The sequence below is a fragment of the Bacillus cereus group sp. MYBK195-1 genome, from assembly GCF_051916605.1.
Taxonomy (GTDB): Bacteria; Bacillota; Bacilli; order Bacillales; family Bacillaceae_G; genus Bacillus_A; species Bacillus_A cereus.
On the sequence record NZ_JBQAGZ010000001.1, the window covers coordinates 1,727,330 to 1,745,458 of the forward strand.

The window sequence follows — 18,129 nt, forward strand, 5'->3', positions numbered from 1 at the left end:
TTGAATACGAATGAAAATATACGCATGGCCATATCTTCTATTTTTGCGCATAAAATGCGATCTATATTAACAATGCTAGGTATTATTATTGGAATAAGTGCAATTATTACAATTATTTCAATGGGAGATGGACAGACTGCAAAGATGCAAAAGGAACTTGCAGAGAATCAGCATATGGATGAACTTAAAATAGAATACTTCAACCCGGATTTTCCGACAGAAAAAGCAAAAATTACACCACATATGGTAAAGCAATTGCAAGTGATACGAGGTGTAAAAGATGTGTATCCCAATGTGCATAGGGACGTAAAAGTATATACGGGATCAAAAAATGTTTCCTTTAGTTTAAATGGGGGAACAGGAAACTTTATGCAGGACTTTAAAATGAAGATGGTGCATGGGCGAGAGTTAACAACGGATGAACTGAAAAAGCCAATTCCTGTTGTAATTGTAGCTGAAGATTTATTTAAAACACTATTTGATACTTGGAAAGATTATTTGTATATAGATATAAAAGGAAAACCATATAAAGTTGTCGGGGTGTACAAATATGAAGACGGTTTTCAACGTCAATTTAAATTGTATGAAGGATATACATCTATCGACAATGCATCTTTAATTGCAGGGATTGAGGAATACGATACAGTGAAAATTAAGTTATCTTCTCCAAGTGAGCGAGAGGCTGTAGAAAAACAAGCTATATCTGTATTGAATGAATTGAAATCCCCAGAATTTGAGCATTCTTTTACAGTGGAGGATACGAAAGCATATGGTCAAAAAATAGAAGAGTCAACACGAACGATGAAAATAGTATTTGCTAGTATTGCTGGGATTTCCTTACTTGTAGGTGGTATTGGTGTGATGAATATTATGTTAGTATCCGTTACAGAGCGTACACGTGAAATAGGTATTCGAAAAGCGCTCGGTGCAACGAGAGGAAAAATATTAACACAATTTCTCATCGAAGCATGTATTTTAACGTCATTAGGCGGGGCGATTGGTTTTGGATTAGGTATGTTTTTTGCTTGGATCGCTTCATCAATAGGTGAATGGCCACTAGTTATTTCTGTAAGTCTTGGATTACTCTCAGTTGGAATATCGATGTCAATTGGTATTGTCTTTGGCATACTGCCGGCTAATAAAGCGGCTAAATTAGATCCGATTGAGTGTTTGCGATATGAATAAGTGAAAAGGTAATTTTTTAGTAAGGTGTTTTCAAAAAGTCATTGATGTAATGTCTTCTATTTCTGGAGGGCTGGCTGGTGACCTTATCTAGCTGTGCCCTTTGTCATATTTTACATCAATTATTTCCTGGAGGTTCAGATAAATGAATTTATTTGATATAGTTCAACGTAACATACGGCGTAATTTTAAAGAGTATATACTTTATTTTGTATCGTTAGCTTCAAGTATGCTTATCTATTTTATATTTGCATCACTTCGATATAGTACTCAAATAAAAAAAGAAATGGTTAATAATGTGATGATTAATAGTGTTCTTCAATCTTCAAAAGTGATTCTCATTATTTTTATAGCCATATTTATTATTTATTCTACTAATTTTTTTATAAGGAAACGTAAAAAAGAGGTAGGATTATATTCTTTACTAGGAATAACTAAAAAACAAATTGGTACGATGTTATTTTGTGAGACTATGATAATGGGAGGCTTTGCTTTAGTAGTTGGCATACTGATTGGCAGTATGAGTTTTAAGTTATTTTTAGAGCTGCTAATGAGTTTAATGAAATTAAATGTACCTATTCATTTTGAGTTATCTATAAAAGCAATAATAGACACGTTCATCGTCTTTTTATCTATTTTATTATATACAGCATGGAAAAACTCTCGCATTATTTATAAATTTCCATTGATTGAAATGTTTCAAGCTAATCATCAAGGAGAACGGATGCCAAAAGGTTCTGTACTTAGGGCGTATATAGGTCTTATTTTAATGGGATTAGGATATATATTAGCAGGCTTCTTCCGTGAAGTAGTAAATATTGTGCGGAATCCCATTGATCCTATGAACCCTATTATAAATCCTATAATGATTCCAGTTTTTATTTTGCTTTTAGTTGTTTTTGGGACATATTTTCTATTCACTTCTTATACAGTTATTGTTTTAAAGAAAATTAGAAGTAAAAGAGAAATATTTTATAGCGGTATAAATATAATAAACATTTCGCAATTACTATACCGAGTAAAAGGGAACGCTAAGTTACTTGCAACAATTGCTATATTAAGCGCTACAGCTTTAACGGCAATTAGTACAGTCGCAGCAGGGTATTATGTAGGGCAATCTGAAACAAAAGGAGATTTTATGCAACTGTATGGAGTTGCGTTATTTATTGGAAGTTTTTTAGGGGGAATATTTGTTTTGGCGACAGGTTCAATTATATATTATAAACAATTATCTGAAGCGTATGCTAATCAGAGATATTATGAAACTCTTCGGAAAATAGGTGTTACGAAAAAAGAGGTAAGAAAGTCAATTTCGAAACAAGTTAGCTTTAGTTTTATTTCACCTCTAATAGTCGGACTTGTTCATAGCTTATTTGCGATACCGATAATTAACAATATACCTATAAATAACATCATTATTCCAATTTTAATTAGTAGTGGTGCATATTGCATAATTTACTTTGGGTATTATGTATTAACTGTTTATTCCTATTTTAAAGTTGTGTATAAATGAAATGTGTAAAAGATAAAACCGGTTCACTATTAGTGAACCGGTTTTTTTTGAATTCATTATTACTCTATAGGAAAATAAAGTAGTGATAGATAGGTTTTTTAATTGAAGAGTTCGGATTTGCGTTTTCCTTTTATATACATGCTCCTGCTATTTCAAATTGCATAAAATGTTATGTGAAATAATGGAGGGGATACGATGTATAATTCGAATGATTATGATTGGTATAGGCAAAATGATAAGTTGATTCGTGATATTGAGAAAGCAATTAATGGAGAGTTTAGTGCAATAAGTTGCTATGCGAAATTAGCCAACATGGCTCCAAATGCGGCGGAACGAAATCAAATTCTTGAAATTCGTAACGATGAAATAAAGCATTTCCATCATTTTGTACAGATCTATACAAATTTAACTGGTCAGCAGCCTAAACCACAAATTACAGAAGAATGTCCAAATACGTACTTACAAGGATTAGAATTCGCAATACAAGATGAACAGAAGACAGTAGATTTTTACTTGGAAATTTCAGATGAAGCATCGGATGCACATATGAAAGAGTTATTGCGCAGAATAGCTGCCGATGAACAAAATCATGCGGTGTGGTTTTTATATTATTTTGTGAAGACGAAGTGAGCATTAAGAATAAATGGCTGATGTGATGAATATATTAGAATTTATTTTAAAGCGCAGTGCAACAATTGCATGAAAAACTTAATAAGCATAAAGAAACCGTTTCATAAGTAGTGGGACGGTTTTTTTTCGCGGTGAAATACAAGTTACATAGATATCGACAAAATATGGTAATTGAATTTGGTATATAATGTATGAAATGAAAACGAAAATAAATAAGCTAGGAGCAAATAAATGAAAAGAGGAATTACAGTAGATATTCCAAATGAATATGATAATTTACTTTGGAAAGTGTTAAAGCCAATTGATATTTCTTCATATGATTGGTGGGTAGGGAGTGAGGAGTCATACTTAATAGCACGAGGTGGATTGGATGAGGCATTATTTCCAGAAGAACCAAGTATAGTGGAAGGATCAGATTTGAAAATATTATTTAAAGACAATATATATTATGTTATTTTTGCAGATTTAAAAGCGTATTCAAAAGGAGAGGAAGTAGTAGATATTGAAACATATGAAGAATTTAAAGAGAGTAAGTGTGAATTAGTTTTACTAGTTGCGGATTGTACATACGTCACAATTTACGCTAAAGATCAAAAACAGATTGAATTGATGTATGAAAACGCAAGGAATCAAGGTTATTATGTTGAATACGTTACCGACGAAAATGACGGTAGAACGCGTTTATCAGTATGATAGCGATAGGAAAGGGGAACAGCGATATGGAGAGAAATACAGTTAAAGAATATACAATTCGAACTGCTACTGAAGAGGAAAGCGATAGCATTATTACTCTATTAAAAGAAGTAGCACAATGGCTACAATATAAAGAAGTGGATCAGTGGCAGTATCTTTTAGGAGAGGAAGCTACGGCTGAAATACTAGAATGTATAAGAGAGAAATATACGTATATTGTTATGAAAGAAGATGAAATAGTTGGTACGATTACAGTTTCTCCTAAACAAAATGAATGGGATGAACATATTTTTGGTAAAGAGGAAGTTTCTAATTCATTATATATTCATAGATTTGCGGTGAAACGGAAGTATAAGGGGAACGGAATTGGAGAATGGATTTTACAGTGGATAGAAGAGAATGTGCAACATGACAAAGAGTATTTGAAGTTAGATTGCGTGGGGCATAATCGTACGTTAAATGATTTTTATAAGAAAAATGGTTTTGAATATGTTGGAAGTACGGATGGGCTTAGTAAGTTTCAAAAGAAAAGGAGAATGTGAATGCATCCAATTAACGTAAGTTTAGTTGAAAAGTTAATACAGGAACAGTTTCCCGAATGGGCCCATTTAGAAGTGAAACCTGTAAAGTTTAGTGGGCATGATAATAGGACGTTTCACTTAGGGTATGAGATGAGTGTAAGATTGCCAAGTGATGCGGCATATGCACCGCAAGTAGAGAAAGAAAATAGTTGGCTTCCTATATTAAGTAAGGGGCTTTCTTTACCGATTTCTACCCCACTTGCGAAAGGAAATCCGTCTGAAGCGTATCCATTGCCTTGGTCTATTAATAAGTGGATAGAGGGAGAAACAGTTACGAAACAAAACGTTCGGGATTTAAATGAATTTGCGGCGGACTTAGGATCTTTTTTAGTAGAATTGCAATCTATCAATGCGAGTAACGGACCTTTAGCTGGAACACATAATTTTTACCGAGGCGGACTTATATCTGTATATGATGAAGAGGCGAGAGTTGCTATTGAAAATAATAAGGATGTTTTTGACGAGGCATTATTAAAGCACCTTTGGAATGTAGCACTTAGTTCAACATGGGACCGTAAGCCAGTTTGGGTTCATGGAGATGTAGCACCGGGGAATTTACTCGTTAAAGAGGGAAAGCTTTGTGCCGTAATTGATTTTGGTATTTTAGGAGTAGGGGATCCGGCTTGTGATGCAGCGATGGCATGGACTTTTTTTGATAAGAATAGCAGAAACGTATTTAAAGAAGTGTTACGTATGAATGAAGAAACATGGAATAGAGCAAGAGGATGGGCACTTTGGAAGGCGTTAATTACATATGATACGAATAGGGATAGTAATGAAAAAGTAGCAGAAGAATCGTATCGTATCATTCAAGTGATTGTGGATGATTATGAGAGGTAATAGAAAAGCCTATTTTAAAATAGGCTTTTTCATATGATTAAATAGTAGAAATGGAAAGAAGGAATATAACATAATTATACAGAATATTTAGATAATAGGAGGTGTCGAATTTTGAGTGAAATTGAATTAAAGAGTAATGTAATTAAGACAGGGCGAGAGAAGGGGATTATTCTTCGGTTTATACTTGCTAGTCTCGTTGGAGTGTTTATGTTTTTCGTTCCTGTTACGATAAACGGTGCATCGTCTATTATGATTGATCATATCGTATCGTGGATTAGGGCTTCGGTTCCAGGCGTAGTACCTTATTATGCATTGTTCGTTATGGCGATTGGTGCGATTTATCCATTTTATACGAAGAAATGGAATGCATCTATCGTAGACATTTGTTTTTCTATTTTAAAAGTAGTTGGCGTTGTATTTGGCATATTATATTGTTTAAAAGTAGGACCAGCTTGGTTCTTTGCGCCAGATGTTGGACCGTTTTTGTATGAGAAGCTAGTCATATCAGTAAGTTTGCTCGTTCCAATTGGCTCGGCGTTTTTAGCGTTATTAGTCGGATATGGATTGCTTGAATTTATCGGTACATTTTGTCGGCCGATTATGAGGCCATTATGGAATACGCCGGGGAGATCGGCGATTGATGCAGTTGCGTCCTTCGTTGGAAGTTATTCGCTTGCTCTCCTTATTACGAATCGCGTGTATAAAGAAGGAAAGTATACGACAAAAGAAGCGGCGATTATCGCTACAGGATTTTCTACAGTATCCGCTACATTTATGATCATCATCGCAAAAACATTAGATATTATGCATTTATGGAATGTTTATTTTTGGACTACGCTTGTTGTAACATTCATCGTGACTGCTATCACCGTAAGAATCCCACCCCTTAGTAGAAAACCAGATACATATGTAACAGAAGAAGGGTTCCCAGAGCCTGTTTATAAAGAGAAAATGTTAGAACGTGCTTGGGAAGATGCGTTAGAAGTATCAAAATTTGCACCGAGCATTATGAAAAATATTGCAGTGAATTTAAAAGATGGATTTATTATGACGATGGGAATTTTACCATCTATTATGTCAGTAGGATTAATTGGTATCGTCTTAGCGAAGTTTACGCCAATATTTGATTGGATTAGTTATATTTTCTATCCATTTACATGGCTATTACAATTACCGGAAGCAGACTTAGCTGCTAAAGCCGCATCAGTTGGCATTGCAGAAATGTTTTTACCGTCATTATTAGTAGTAAGTGCACCAATTGTGACAAAGTTTGTTATTGCAGTTGTTTCCGTATCATCTATTTTGTTTTTCTCCGCTTCCATTCCTTGTATATTATCAACAGATATTCCGTTAAAAGTATCTGAACTTATTATTTTATATGTGCAGAGAACGATTTTAACGTTGCTTATTATTACGCCGATTGCTTATTTGTTGCTTTGAAGTTTTAATAAGGTAAAGTTAAACAAAAGAAGCCGTCTGTAAAAAGAGGGCTTTTTTTGTTTAAAAGCGGGATATTCTTATTTATTTTTCGTATACGACGTAACGCTTCTTAAGAAGATTCCTAGTCCCGCAAAAAAGAACCCTAAGCATAATAAGCTGCCTGGCGTTCCCCAAGTAATTTGATCTAGCATTTTTTATCCCCTCCCGTTTATCATTATATAGAATTTATTGGAAATTATCAAAAAATTATTTTTTTAAGGGTTACTGATAGGTCTTCCTACCTTATACGAGAAGAATATATTTGAAAAGAATTCTTTGCTCTATATTTTTTATATTCTTATAATACGTTTTATATTCTTATGATATAGTAACAACAAAGGGGGCTTAAAAATGGAAATTATTCACGAAAGAGCAAAGTTGCGGTTAATGGATAATACTGATGTCGAAACTTTGTTTTCGATTGTAGAAGGAAATCGGGCTATTTGGGCGTATTTAATCTCTAAAATGGATAGTGTGCAAGATATGCAACAATACGTTCAAAAAGCGATAAAAGGTTACGGAAGAGGTACTCAAATACCTTTCGTAACCGTAGATCAACAGTCGAATAAGATTGTAGGAAGTACACGTTTATATAATATTTCAGTAGAAGATAAGACAGTTGAGTTAGGGCAAACGTGGTATCATCCGAGTGTGCAACGTACGAGTATAAATTCAGAGTGTAAGTATATGCTTCTCCAGTATGCTTTTGAAAAACTGCATATGCTGAGAGTGCAAATTAAGACGGATGCAAGAAATGAAAAAGCACAACGAGCAATTGAAAGGTTAGGAGCAGTAAAAGAGGGTGTGCTTCGAAATGAAAGAAAATTACCGAATGGTTATGTGAGAGATGCGGTGGTGTACAGTATTATCTCGAGTGAATGGCCAGGCGTAAAAGAACAATTGTTAGAAAAATTAGAGTTATATAAAGAAAAGTTATAATTCGTGTTTTGAAAGGTATATTGTTCGTGACATATGAAAAATATACCTTTTTTCTTACAAAATGCTACTTTATTTTAATTCCTTTTGTTTCATCGTTCCCTTCTGAGAAAAAATTCGTTACAATGTAGTTGTATGGTAATAAACTTATGAATTTAAAAAATGTAATGAAAACCGCAAATGAAAATGAATTGATAATCCTCAATTTTAAATGAAAACCCTTTTATACATAAATAACAAGTAAAGTTCCTTCTTTTAAATAAACTCAAACAAAACGATTTGATATAAATGTTTTTTATAGAAGTATGGATGATGTACGGAGGCAATTACAAATGAAAGAAAATAAGAAGAGTAAGAAAAGACGAATCTTTCAAGTATTTTTACTAATGATTTGTTCTGCTATTTTATATGTAAGTTATGCAGCTTACGATATTTGGAGTTATCGTTTTAAAGCAAATGATGACGTGAAAACGGATGCTGGTATCGTACTAGGAGCAGCTTCGTGGAACGGAAAACCATCTCCTGTATTTAAAGAAAGAATTAATCATGCGATTTCTTTATATAAGAACGGAAATATTAAAAAGATTATTTTTACAGGTGGTACAAAGTTCGAAGCAGAACTTGAGGAAGCACGTACTGCAAGAGTATATGCAATGAAACAAGGTGTAAAAGAGGAAGATATTTTAATTGAAACTAAATCCCTTTTCACTGAAGAAAATTTAAAAAATGCGAAGCAAGTTGGAATAGAGAACGGAATACGCACATACACGATTGTAAGTGATCCACTTCATATGAAACGCGCAATGAGAATTGCAAAACATATTAATATTGAAGCGTATGCTTCACCAACGCCGACATCAGCATATAAAACGTTAGACACAGAAATTCCATTCTTCTTTAAAGAATTATTCTCGTATATTGGATATGTAACCTCTTTGCCATTAAAGGCATTGAAGGGAGATTAACATAAGAAAAGAACCTATCCTTAAATAGGAACTTTTCTTATTAGTCAAAAACATTGTATTTTTATCGGAATAGTGAAACAATAGAGAGGTAGCTTCATATAATCATAATGAAAAAGTGAGCGGTTGATGAATCGAACATAAAGGAGATTATAGTATGGCACTCTCATTTGTTGAAACAGAAGAACAATCTTTCATTATTGCACAAATAAATAAATTGATTCCGAAGTTCATGGAAAGGGAGCATCAGCTAAGTGAATTGGGATCATTTCCGTATGAAAATATAAATGATTTGAAAGATATCGGATATACGAAATTAACGTTACCGAAGGAATTTGGTGGTAGTGCGATTTCTTTATATGACTTTGTTTTATTTCAAGAGAAAATCGCGGAAGGCTGCGGAGCTACTGCATTATCGATTGGCTGGCATCTTGGCATTGTGAAAGAGCTAGCGGAAAATCGCTCTTGGAATGATGAGATGTTCAAATGGTTTTGCGAAGAAGTACGTAATGGTGCGCTCTTTAACAGGGCAGCAACAGAACCGAAAACAGGGAGTCCGACGCGTGGCGGCAAACCAGAAACAATAGCGGTTCAACAAGGCGAGAAGTGGGTTATAAATGGAAGAAAAACTTTTACAACGATGGCGCCAGTACTTGATTATTTTATTATTTCAGCAAGTATGGAAGGCCAAGAAGAAGTTGGTGAGTTTGTTATTCCAAGAAATACACTCGGTGTATCTATTGAAGAAACGTGGGATAGCGTTGCAATGCGAGGGACTGCTAGCCACGACCTTGTCTTACAAAATGTAGAGATAGAAAGTCGCTTTTTTACAGATATAAAAGGCGGGAAAGTAAAACAAAAGGGTGTTGGCTGGTTGCTACATATACCAGCATGTTATTTAGGAATTGCACAATCAGCAAGAAATTATGCAGTTCAATTTGCGGAATCATACAAGCCAAACAGTTTAAACCATTCTATTAGTTTATTGCCGAATGTTAGAAGATTAGTTGGAGAATTAGAACTCGAGCTTATGCAAGCTCGCGTCTTTTTATATCAAATTGCGAAAAGGTACGATGAGGCAGAAGATAAACTATCACTGCAAGCAGAATTAGCAGCCGTGAAATATGCTGTAACAAATGCGGCGATATCTATAGTGGATAAATCGATGCGCATCGTAGGGGCAAAAAGTTTATCAGAAAAAAATCCGCTCCATCGTTACTATTTAAACGTCAGAGCAGGACTGCATAATCCACCGATGGATGATGCAACATTGTCTATGTTGGCGGATGCGGCGTTTCGGTCGTAGTTTTTAAAGCTTACATTTTATTGTTTATGGATATTATAGTTGTTTTGAAAGCACGGGTTTGATTAGTAATCAAACCCGTGCTTTTTATGTGTATGAAGTACTTAGTTGAGATGTAGGTTTTTAATATAAATGATTATCATGGTTTTTTGATTGTTTCTTGTTGAAAAATTCTTATTGTAATGCCAGTTTGGAGGTTGTATAAACATTTTTCGTATTTAATCCCAAATTAATGGTCTTTCTAAGTTAACCATTCGTAAATATTGTAAAAATTGACCTGCATGGACCGCATCATGATAGGCAATTCGTAATAGCATATCGCCTAAATATCGTTGATAGCCAACATCGCTTCTATCAATAAGTCTTGAATCTAGCTCGGCTATGCTTATTGATTGAACATATTCTATGAAGTCAGTAAAGTATGATTGTGCCAATTCAATTTCTTTTTTTACACAAGTAATCGGCTCGTCATCATACGGGATACGTATGTCGTTTATTGAACCGTTGTTTTTTATAATCATATGATAGTAAAAAGTTGAACTCCACACATGACGAATCATCTCACCAAAGGACATAGCCTCAGGATCAGGCTTCCAATTAAGAAAATTATTAGGAAGAGAATTCCATAACTTTTCTGAGCGCCTTCTCGTTTCTTTCAAATTTAATATACTAAGATCAATTGCATTCATAATAAATTCTCCTTTACTATTAAACTTAAAATAATTGTATCAATTTAATAGTTAGGGTATCATCGAAATATGAATGTATATCCGAATATCTCATATATAGCTAAACTAATTGCTGAACCTACAAGAGCAATCATATTAGATTGTCTAATGAATAATCAGGCACTACCCGCTAGTGAATTGGCTTATATGGCAAAAGTGTCACATCCAACAATTAGTTCTCATCTTTCTAAATTAGTAGAAGGGAATTTACTTACAGTTGAACAACATGGTAGACATCGTTACTATCGACTTGCTAATCAAGAAGTTGCAGAAGTGCTTGAAAAGTTAGGGACAATCGCACCAACAGTTCAAGTTCGCTCTTTAAAACAATCAAGTCAACTAAAACAAATTCGTTATGCTCGAACTTGTTATGATCATCTTGCAGGCAAACTCGGTGTAGAGATAACTGAAAAATTACTAGATAGGCAATTTATAATTTTAGAGGATGGAGAATACATTGTAACGGAACAAGGTAAGCAATGGTTTCTGAATTTTGGAATAAATGTTGATGAGGCAGATACAAAAAGGAGGGTATTTGCAAAACCTTGCCTTGATTGGAGTGAACGGCGTTATCATATTTCTGGTTGGTTAGGGTCTGCAATTGCAAAACTGCTTTTTGAACAGGGATGGATTACGAAAATGGATAAGAACCGAGCTGTCCATCTTACAAAGAAAGGTGTAAAGTTATTGGAAGATCAATTAGGTATTGATATGAAAACTGAGGAAAGAAAAGCTTGAAATTAGAAAAGTCCGTCAAAATGACGGGTTTTTTCATTATGGTAGGAGTGTACATGAATAATAGGATGTTACCAATAATTGTTGCCAATAAAAAAATCTTTCTTTTCATTCTTCTTTTTTAAGTTTTAAAGGAGAAAGCTAGGCTTCTTATTTTTACTAATGTTATAATAAGAAAAAAGCACGAAAAGAGGTCATCTCATGCTAGAGGTTATTGCAACATGTTTAGAAGATGTAAAACGAATTGAAAGCGCTGGCGGGAAGCGGATTGAATTAATTTCATCTTATACAGAAGGTGGTTTAACACCGAGTTATGCTTTTATAAAAAAAGCGGTAGAAGCGGTAAGTATACCAATTCATGTTATGATTCGTCCGCATGCGAAGTCTTTTACATATACGGAAGAAGAAATTGAAATGATGAAAGAAGATATTATAGTTGCACAGAAGTTAGGAGCAGCTGGTGTAGTATTAGGCGTATTAAATGAACGAAATGAAGTGGATGAAGAGAAATTAGCGGACTTACTATCTGTTGTAGATGGAATAAATGTAACGTACCACCGTGCGATAGATGATATAGAAAATCCAGTAGAAGCGATGAGAACTTTAAAGAAGTTTCATAAAGTGACTCACGTTTTAACTTCAGGTGGACAAGGAAATATAGTAGAGAATATTCCGGTGCTTACAGAAATGCAAAAGGTAAGCGATGGTCAAATTCAGCTTGTAGCTGGAGCTGGCGTGACGAAAGAAAATATAAAGCGATTGCTAGATGAAACTGGAATCACGCAAGCTCATGTCGGTACAGCGGTAAGAGAAGGAAAATCATGTTTTTCTGAAATAGACCCTAATTTAGTACAAGAATTAGTTAAAATCATAAAATAAGTGCTTAAGAAAGAGGAGAAACGATGAAGGAAAATACGAAGAAAGAATTATTCTCTTGGGCTAAAACGATAGGTTTTACCCTTGTATTAATTGCTATTATTCGCGGTGTTTTATTTACACCTTCTTTAGTGCAAGGTGAATCAATGATGCCCACTTTAAAAAATAACGAACGAGTTCTCGTGAATAAGATTGGTTATAGTATAAGTGGATTAGATCGCTTTGATATTATCGTCTTCCACGGAAAAGAAGGATACGATTTAGTAAAACGAGTAATTGGTTTGCCAGGCGATACAGTTGAGTATAAAAATGATGTTTTATATGTAAACGGAAAAGCGATGGAAGAACCATATTTAAAAAAGTTTAAAGAAAAAGCAGTAGGCCGTGTATTAACTCCAGACTTTACGTTAGAACAAATCACAGGGAAAACGAAAGTGCCAGAAGGCCAAGTATTTGTTTTAGGGGATAATCGTGAAGTTTCTAAGGATGGTCGCATGTTTGGCTTTATTTCAGAAGATGAAATTGTCGGAAAAGGACAAGCTGTTTTCTGGCCGTTGGAACAAGTAAGAGCGTTATAAAGTGTGGTGAAGTATGGGAGAAATATTCTTCCATACTTTTTTATTTGCTTAAAATCTATTGATTGAATTGAAAGAATATTTTATAATTTTAAATTATATGTTTGTTTCGAAAAATGGAATTTAAGTTCCGTAATTTGGAACGAAAGGGAGATAGAATGAGTATAAATAAAACGGCAGTTAAGACAATGGATATTTTAGAGTTGTTTTATGAGCATGAAGAGCTAAGTTTAACTGAGATGGTTCGGCTTACAAATATGCCGAAAACATCTGTTTATCGTTTAATTGGCTCGTTAGAAGAGATGGCGTTTTTACAAAAAAACGAAAAGGGGAAATATCGTTTAGGGGTCGTATTTTTACGGTTCGGTCAACTTGTTTCACAACGATTATCAGTAAGAAATATAGCAATTCCTTATATGAAAGAACTTAGAGATAGTTTAGGACAGGCAGTTAATTTAATAATTCAAGATGGTAATGACGCAATTTATGTTGAAAAGATGGAGGGTGTTCAGCCGGTACGCGTGTATACGGCGGTTGGAAGAAGAGCACCGCTTTATGCTGGTGCATGTCCAAGAATTTTACTATCGTATTTCTCTGAGGAAGAGAAACGGAGATACATAGAGGAAGTGGATTTAAAACAGTTTGCAGATGGAACAATCGTGGATAAGGAACAATTGTTAGAAGTGTTGCAAATGGCAAAAAAGGAAGGCTACACAATTAGTTATTCTGAGTTAGAAAATCATACAGCCGCGATAGCAGCACCCATTTTCGCGAGCGATGGAACGGTTGTAGCAGGCATTAGTATTTCAGGATTAGCAATTGAGTACAGCGAAAGTAACATTTCATATTTTATTGCGAAGGTGAAAGAAACAGCGCATCGCATTTCGAAAGAACTCGGCTTTTTGGCATAGAAAGAGGGAGTAGGATGAAATTTTCTGCGTTAGGGGATCAAGCAATTATTGTTACATTTGGTGAAGAAATTAAGATGGGTATATATGAGAAAGTACAGCGGTTATTTAAAGCACTGCAGCAACATCCGTTTGCAGGAATGATTGAGTGTGTTCCGTCGTTTACTTCATTAGCTGTTTACTACAATGTATACGAAGTATGGAAGAGAAATGAGAGAAGTGAAAGGTCATATGATTACGTTCGCCAGTATATAAAGGAGCTGTGTGATTCTTATAAAGAAGAAGTAAAACATGATGTGAAACATATTTCTATACCAGTGTGCTACGGGGGAGAATATGGACCTGATTTAGAAGAGGTCGCGCATTATCACGGTTTACAAGTAGAAGATGTGATTCGAATACATAGTGAAACTACATATTTTGTATATATGTTAGGTTTTACACCAGGGTTCCCGTATTTAGGAGGACTATCAAAAGAATTAGAAACACCTAGAAAAGAAACACCACGGTTACAAATCTCTCCTGGTTCAGTAGGTATTGGCGGAAATCAAACAGGTATATATCCGCTTGAAACACCAGGAGGATGGAATATTATCGGCCGAACACCTATTACTCTATTTAATCCGAAAGAAGAAATACCAACATATATTCAAAGTGGTATGTATTTACGATTTATCCCGATAACGAAGGAAGAGTATGTATCTCTTGAGGGGGCTAAAGAATGGATGTAGAGGTTTTGCATGCAGGAATGTTTACAACAGTCCAAGATTTAGGGCGATCTTATTATCAACAGTTTGGTGTACCTGTTGGGGGTGCTATGGATAAAAATGCGCTTAGGCTCATCAATATGTTAGTCGGTAATGAAGAGAATGAAGCAGGATTAGAAATGACGATTTTAGGTCCTAAATTGTTAATAAAGAAAACGACTTTACTCGCAATTGGTGGGGCTGATATGGAACCGTTGTTAAATGGAGAACGTATCCCATTATGGCGTCCCATTTTAGCGGAAGAAGGTAGTATGCTTTGTTTTGGAAAAGTGAAAAGTGGTTGTAGAGCGTATGTGACTTTTGCGGGTGGTATACATATTGAGCGTACAATGGGAAGCAAAAGTACGTACATACGTGCTGCGATTGGTGGTATAGAAGGAAGAATGCTGAAAAAAGGAGATTGTTTTCAAATTGGTACGTACTCAGAAATGGCGAATCGTTTCATTCAAGACTTACAAAAAGATGAGCGAATAAAAACGAAATGGGTAATTAGCAACAGCGTACTACCAAAGTATAAGAAACATCCTAAGCTTCGTGTCATAACTGACTTTGAATACGATCAATTTATCGAAGAAAGTAGAAAGGCATTTTTTACGAAAGAGTATAAGGTATCTAATTATGCTGACCGTATGGGCTACAGGGTTGAGGGAGAAGTTTTAAATAGGATTGAAGAAAAAGAGATTTTATCGAGTCCTGTTACATTTGGAACCATTCAAGTTCCTAATGGTGGACAGCCGATTATATTAATGGCAGATAGGCAAACGACAGGTGGCTATCCGAGAATGGGAAATATCATTTCAGTAGATTTACCTCTTCTTGCCCAGCTAAAGCCGGGGGACTATGTTTCTTTTGAGAAAATTACGCTTGAAGAAGCGGAACAATTGTACATAGAACAAGAAGTAAATAGCAATCTATTAAAGAGATTTATCGCTTTACGAAGTTAAAATTAGGAGGAAAACAGTGTGACTACAATCGATTTAAACTGTGATTTAGGAGAAAGTTTTGGAGCTTATAAGATGGGGAATGATGGTGAAATTCTTCCGTTCGTTTCCTCTATAAACGTTGCTTGCGGTTTTCATGCGGGTGATCCGTCTGTTATGCGTCAAACTGTTGAAAAAGCTTTGGAGCATAACGTAGCAATAGGGGCGCATCCTGGATTTCCTGATTTAATTGGATTCGGTAGAAGAAACATGAATGTTTCAGCAAGTGAAGTATACGATTATGTTTTATATCAAATCGGCGCATTAGACGGGTTTGTAAAAGTGGCTGGCGGGAAGATGCATCATGTAAAGCCGCACGGTGCCTTATATAATATGGCGGCGTCTAATTCGGAAATTGCAGATGCAATCGCAAAGGCAATTTATCGTATAAATCCAAGTCTATTACTTTATGGATTAGCAAATAGCGTGGCATTTATACAGGCTGCAGAAAAATACAAAGTAACTCTCGTACAAGAGGCTTTTGCGGATCGTACATATAAGCAAGATGGTACATTAACGAGCCGTACAGAAGAAAATGCGCTTATAAAAGATGAAGACGAAGCGATAAAGCAAGTACTTCAAATGGTGAAAGAAGGCCATGTAAATTCGATCAATGGAGAGAAAGTAGCAGTTCAGGCGCAAACGATTTGTTTACACGGTGATGGGGAAAAAGCAGTGCAATTTGCAGAAAGAATATACAGAACATTCGAACATAATGGTATTTCTATATGTGCACCGAAATAAAAAATGAGGGGAAGTGTTGGAATTGGTGAAATTAATCGGAATATTATTAGTGGCAGTGGGCTTTTTATTTAGATTAAACACACTTTTAGTAGTTATGGTTGCAGGTATTGTTACTGGTATGGTTTCAGGATTAAGTTTTTATGATGTGATCAGCATGTTCGGTAAATTTTTCATAGAAAATAGATATATGTCTATGCCAATTATATTAACTTTACCTGTAATCGGAATTTTAGAGCGTTACGGTTTAAAAGAAAGAGCCGAAGCACTTATAACGAAATCAAAAGGAGCAACAACTGGAAGAGTATTAATGTCATATTTTACGATAAGAGAATCATCAGCAGCACTAGGGCTTAATATTGGTGGGCATGCGCAAACAGTAAGGCCGCTCGTTGCACCGATGGCAGAAGGGGCCGCGCAAGGTAAATACGGTAAACTTCCTGAAAAATTAAGAGAAAAGATTAAAGCAAACGCAGCTGCTGCGGAAAATACAGCTTGGTTTTTCGGAGAAGATATTTTCATCGCAACTGGTGCTATTTTATTAATGAAAGGATTCTTCGATTCAGTAGGTATGCATGTCGGTGTATGGGATATGGCACTTTGGGGCATTCCGACAGCAATATCTGCACTTATTGTAAGCTGGATTAGATTTAGAAGGTTTGACAAATATATAGAGAAAACAATGAAGGCAGAAGGAAAAGAAAAGAAGGAGGCAATCTAATATGAACATCATCACAATGGATACAATCTATTATGTATTAGGGATAATTGTTGCTTTTATCGCTGTTCGTATCGCATTCGATCGTGAACATCCAAACAGATTCGGTTCTAGTTTATTTTGGGCATTGTTTGCAGTTACATTTTTATTTGGAAATGTAATTCCTTCGTTTTACGTGGGCTGTATCGTGCTCGCTATGGTCGTTTTAGCCTCGCTAAATAAAGTGACAAAATCAGAGGAAAAAGAAGTTCCAGTACAAGAACGTGTGAAACATGCTGAGAAATTAAAAAATAAAATTTTTATGCCTGCACTATTAATTCCTATTTTTACAATTATCGGTACGTTAACGTTAGGGAAAATTAAATGGGGAAATGTCTCTCTTGTTGATCCAGATAAAGTAACGTTAGTAGCGTTAGCGCTTGGTGCATTACTCGCATTCGTCGCGGCGATGCGTATTACAAAATCAAAAATAACAACGCCTGTTCAAGAAGGAAGCAGACTATTACAAGCTGTCGGCTGGGCTGTCATTTTACCACAAATGTTAGCAGCACTTGGCGGTATTTTCGCGAAATCTGGCGTTGGACAAGTTGTTTCAGATTTAGTCGGTCAAGTATTACCGACAGAGTATCCGTTCGTTGCTGTTATGGCGTACTGTTTAGGCATGATGCTATTTACAGTCGTAATGGGAAATGCATTCGCAGCGTTTGCTGTTATTACTGGCGGAATTGGCTTACCTTTAATAGTTCAAATGCACGGCGGAAACCCAGCAATTATGGCAGCACTCGGTATGTTTGCTGGATATTGCGGAACGCTGCTTACACCAATGGCAGCAAACTTTAATATCGTACCTGCGATGCTTTTAGAGCTAAAGGATAAAAATGCGGTTATTAAAGCGCAAGTACCAATTGCTCTTTCAATTTTTATCATAAATATGTTTATTATGTACGGCCTTGTATATCGTTTTTAATTAGGAGGATAAAAC

Annotated in this window: 20 protein-coding genes; 19 read left to right on the plus strand and 1 reads right to left on the minus strand. The window is 35.3% G+C overall.

The annotated features are described in order from the left end of the window. The 10 genes from ACTFRY_RS08955 (at position 1) to ACTFRY_RS09000 (ending at position 10,122) form a co-directional block, all read left to right on the plus strand. Entirely contained in the window at positions 1-1,185 is a 1,185-nt protein-coding gene (locus ACTFRY_RS08955) for an ABC transporter permease (RefSeq protein ID WP_086392027.1), read from the plus strand. A gap of 142 nt (positions 1,186-1,327) precedes the next feature. Then, positions 1,328-2,695 (plus strand): FtsX-like permease family protein, encoded by a 1,368-nt coding sequence (locus tag ACTFRY_RS08960; protein ID WP_440032320.1) that lies wholly within the window; start codon positions 1,328-1,330, stop codon positions 2,693-2,695. 195 nt (positions 2,696-2,890) lie between these two features. Beyond that, positions 2,891-3,325, plus strand: coding sequence for a ferritin-like domain-containing protein (locus ACTFRY_RS08965; protein WP_000282808.1), 435 nt, complete (start codon positions 2,891-2,893; stop codon positions 3,323-3,325). 231 nt (positions 3,326-3,556) lie between these two features. Further along, the gene (locus tag ACTFRY_RS08970) at positions 3,557-4,018 is read left to right on the plus strand and encodes a DUF2691 family protein (protein WP_000820206.1); all 462 of its coding nucleotides are present in this window, start codon (positions 3,557-3,559) and stop codon (positions 4,016-4,018) included. A 26-nt stretch (positions 4,019-4,044) separates the two neighbouring features. Beyond that, a complete protein-coding gene (locus ACTFRY_RS08975) occupies positions 4,045-4,560 on the plus strand; it encodes a GNAT family N-acetyltransferase (protein ID WP_098616796.1) in 516 nt (171 codons plus the stop codon). Beyond that, complete coding sequence (locus ACTFRY_RS08980; protein ID WP_000553371.1) at positions 4,561-5,439, plus strand: aminoglycoside phosphotransferase family protein; 879 nt, start codon at positions 4,561-4,563, stop codon at positions 5,437-5,439. It abuts the gene before it with no gap. A 111-nt stretch (positions 5,440-5,550) separates the two neighbouring features. After that, the gene (locus tag ACTFRY_RS08985; protein ID WP_098616795.1) at positions 5,551-6,879 is read left to right on the plus strand and encodes a YjiH family protein; all 1,329 of its coding nucleotides are present in this window, start codon (positions 5,551-5,553) and stop codon (positions 6,877-6,879) included. 390 nt (positions 6,880-7,269) lie between these two features. After that, positions 7,270-7,857 carry a GNAT family N-acetyltransferase gene (locus ACTFRY_RS08990; RefSeq protein WP_000402581.1) on the plus strand — a complete coding sequence of 196 codons (588 nt, stop codon included), beginning with the start codon at positions 7,270-7,272 and terminating at the stop codon, positions 7,855-7,857. Positions 7,858-8,186: 329 nt separating this feature from the next. Continuing rightward, positions 8,187-8,819: a YdcF family protein gene (locus tag ACTFRY_RS08995; protein ID WP_000662216.1), complete on the plus strand. Its 633-nt coding sequence runs from the start codon at positions 8,187-8,189 to the stop codon at positions 8,817-8,819. A 154-nt stretch (positions 8,820-8,973) separates the two neighbouring features. Continuing rightward, complete coding sequence (locus ACTFRY_RS09000; RefSeq protein ID WP_098616794.1) at positions 8,974-10,122, plus strand: acyl-CoA dehydrogenase family protein; 1,149 nt, start codon at positions 8,974-8,976, stop codon at positions 10,120-10,122. A 215-nt stretch (positions 10,123-10,337) separates the two neighbouring features. Here the strand turns inward: ACTFRY_RS09000 and ACTFRY_RS09005 are convergent, their stop codons facing one another. Beyond that, complete coding sequence (locus ACTFRY_RS09005) at positions 10,338-10,808, minus strand: DinB family protein (RefSeq protein WP_000991283.1); 471 nt, start codon at positions 10,806-10,808, stop codon at positions 10,338-10,340. A 69-nt stretch (positions 10,809-10,877) separates the two neighbouring features. Here ACTFRY_RS09005 and ACTFRY_RS09010 point away from each other — a divergent pair, with 69 nt between their 5' ends. The 9 genes from ACTFRY_RS09010 to ACTFRY_RS09050 all read left to right on the plus strand — a co-directional run bounded on the left by ACTFRY_RS09010 (position 10,878) and on the right by ACTFRY_RS09050 (position 18,114). Beyond that, on the plus strand, positions 10,878-11,585 hold the full coding sequence (locus ACTFRY_RS09010; RefSeq protein ID WP_044796870.1) for an ArsR/SmtB family transcription factor: 708 nt from the start codon (positions 10,878-10,880) through the stop codon (positions 11,583-11,585). Between the two features lie 198 nt (positions 11,586-11,783). Continuing rightward, on the plus strand, positions 11,784-12,461 hold the full coding sequence (locus ACTFRY_RS09015; RefSeq protein ID WP_098616793.1) for a copper homeostasis protein CutC: 678 nt from the start codon (positions 11,784-11,786) through the stop codon (positions 12,459-12,461). 23 nt (positions 12,462-12,484) lie between these two features. Further along, the gene (gene lepB / locus ACTFRY_RS09020; RefSeq protein WP_000662498.1) at positions 12,485-13,036 is read left to right on the plus strand and encodes a signal peptidase I; all 552 of its coding nucleotides are present in this window, start codon (positions 12,485-12,487) and stop codon (positions 13,034-13,036) included. A gap of 155 nt (positions 13,037-13,191) precedes the next feature. Beyond that, positions 13,192-13,944 carry an IclR family transcriptional regulator gene (locus ACTFRY_RS09025; protein ID WP_086410315.1) on the plus strand — a complete coding sequence of 251 codons (753 nt, stop codon included), beginning with the start codon at positions 13,192-13,194 and terminating at the stop codon, positions 13,942-13,944. 14 nt (positions 13,945-13,958) lie between these two features. Beyond that, entirely contained in the window at positions 13,959-14,672 is a 714-nt protein-coding gene (pxpB, locus tag ACTFRY_RS09030; protein WP_098299827.1) for a 5-oxoprolinase subunit PxpB, read from the plus strand. After that, on the plus strand, positions 14,663-15,652 hold the full coding sequence (locus ACTFRY_RS09035) for a biotin-dependent carboxyltransferase family protein (protein WP_098616792.1): 990 nt from the start codon (positions 14,663-14,665) through the stop codon (positions 15,650-15,652). The genes pxpB and ACTFRY_RS09035 overlap by 10 nt, the downstream gene beginning before the upstream one ends. Positions 15,653-15,670: 18 nt before the next feature. Next, positions 15,671-16,432: a 5-oxoprolinase subunit PxpA gene (gene pxpA, locus ACTFRY_RS09040; protein ID WP_000207352.1), complete on the plus strand. Its 762-nt coding sequence runs from the start codon at positions 15,671-15,673 to the stop codon at positions 16,430-16,432. A 22-nt stretch (positions 16,433-16,454) separates the two neighbouring features. After that, positions 16,455-17,150, plus strand: coding sequence for a DUF969 domain-containing protein (locus ACTFRY_RS09045; protein ID WP_000239811.1), 696 nt, complete (start codon positions 16,455-16,457; stop codon positions 17,148-17,150). Between the two features lies 1 nt (position 17,151). Beyond that, positions 17,152-18,114: a DUF979 domain-containing protein gene (locus tag ACTFRY_RS09050; protein ID WP_001021658.1), complete on the plus strand. Its 963-nt coding sequence runs from the start codon at positions 17,152-17,154 to the stop codon at positions 18,112-18,114. Positions 18,115-18,129: the final 15 nt, after the last annotated feature.

Coding starts and splice junctions, on each gene's coding strand:
- ACTFRY_RS08965 (WP_000282808.1), top strand. CDS start 2,891: ATGTATAATTCGAATGATTATGATTGGTATAGGCAAAATGATAAGTTG.
- ACTFRY_RS08970 (WP_000820206.1), top strand. CDS start 3,557: ATGAAAAGAGGAATTACAGTAGATATTCCAAATGAATATGATAATTTA.
- ACTFRY_RS09035 (WP_098616792.1), top strand. CDS start 14,663: ATGGATGTAGAGGTTTTGCATGCAGGAATGTTTACAACAGTCCAAGAT.
- ACTFRY_RS09025 (WP_086410315.1), top strand. CDS start 13,192: ATGAGTATAAATAAAACGGCAGTTAAGACAATGGATATTTTAGAGTTG.
- ACTFRY_RS08960 (WP_440032320.1), top strand. CDS start 1,328: ATGAATTTATTTGATATAGTTCAACGTAACATACGGCGTAATTTTAAA.
- ACTFRY_RS08990 (WP_000402581.1), top strand. CDS start 7,270: ATGGAAATTATTCACGAAAGAGCAAAGTTGCGGTTAATGGATAATACT.
- ACTFRY_RS08975 (WP_098616796.1), top strand. CDS start 4,045: ATGGAGAGAAATACAGTTAAAGAATATACAATTCGAACTGCTACTGAA.
- ACTFRY_RS09015 (WP_098616793.1), top strand. CDS start 11,784: ATGCTAGAGGTTATTGCAACATGTTTAGAAGATGTAAAACGAATTGAA.
- ACTFRY_RS09010 (WP_044796870.1), top strand. CDS start 10,878: ATGAATGTATATCCGAATATCTCATATATAGCTAAACTAATTGCTGAA.
- ACTFRY_RS09005 (WP_000991283.1), bottom strand. CDS start 10,808: ATGAATGCAATTGATCTTAGTATATTAAATTTGAAAGAAACGAGAAGG.
- ACTFRY_RS08980 (WP_000553371.1), top strand. CDS start 4,561: ATGCATCCAATTAACGTAAGTTTAGTTGAAAAGTTAATACAGGAACAG.
- pxpB (WP_098299827.1), top strand. CDS start 13,959: ATGAAATTTTCTGCGTTAGGGGATCAAGCAATTATTGTTACATTTGGT.
- ACTFRY_RS09050 (WP_001021658.1), top strand. CDS start 17,152: ATGAACATCATCACAATGGATACAATCTATTATGTATTAGGGATAATT.
- lepB (WP_000662498.1), top strand. CDS start 12,485: ATGAAGGAAAATACGAAGAAAGAATTATTCTCTTGGGCTAAAACGATA.
- ACTFRY_RS09000 (WP_098616794.1), top strand. CDS start 8,974: ATGGCACTCTCATTTGTTGAAACAGAAGAACAATCTTTCATTATTGCA.
- ACTFRY_RS08995 (WP_000662216.1), top strand. CDS start 8,187: ATGAAAGAAAATAAGAAGAGTAAGAAAAGACGAATCTTTCAAGTATTT.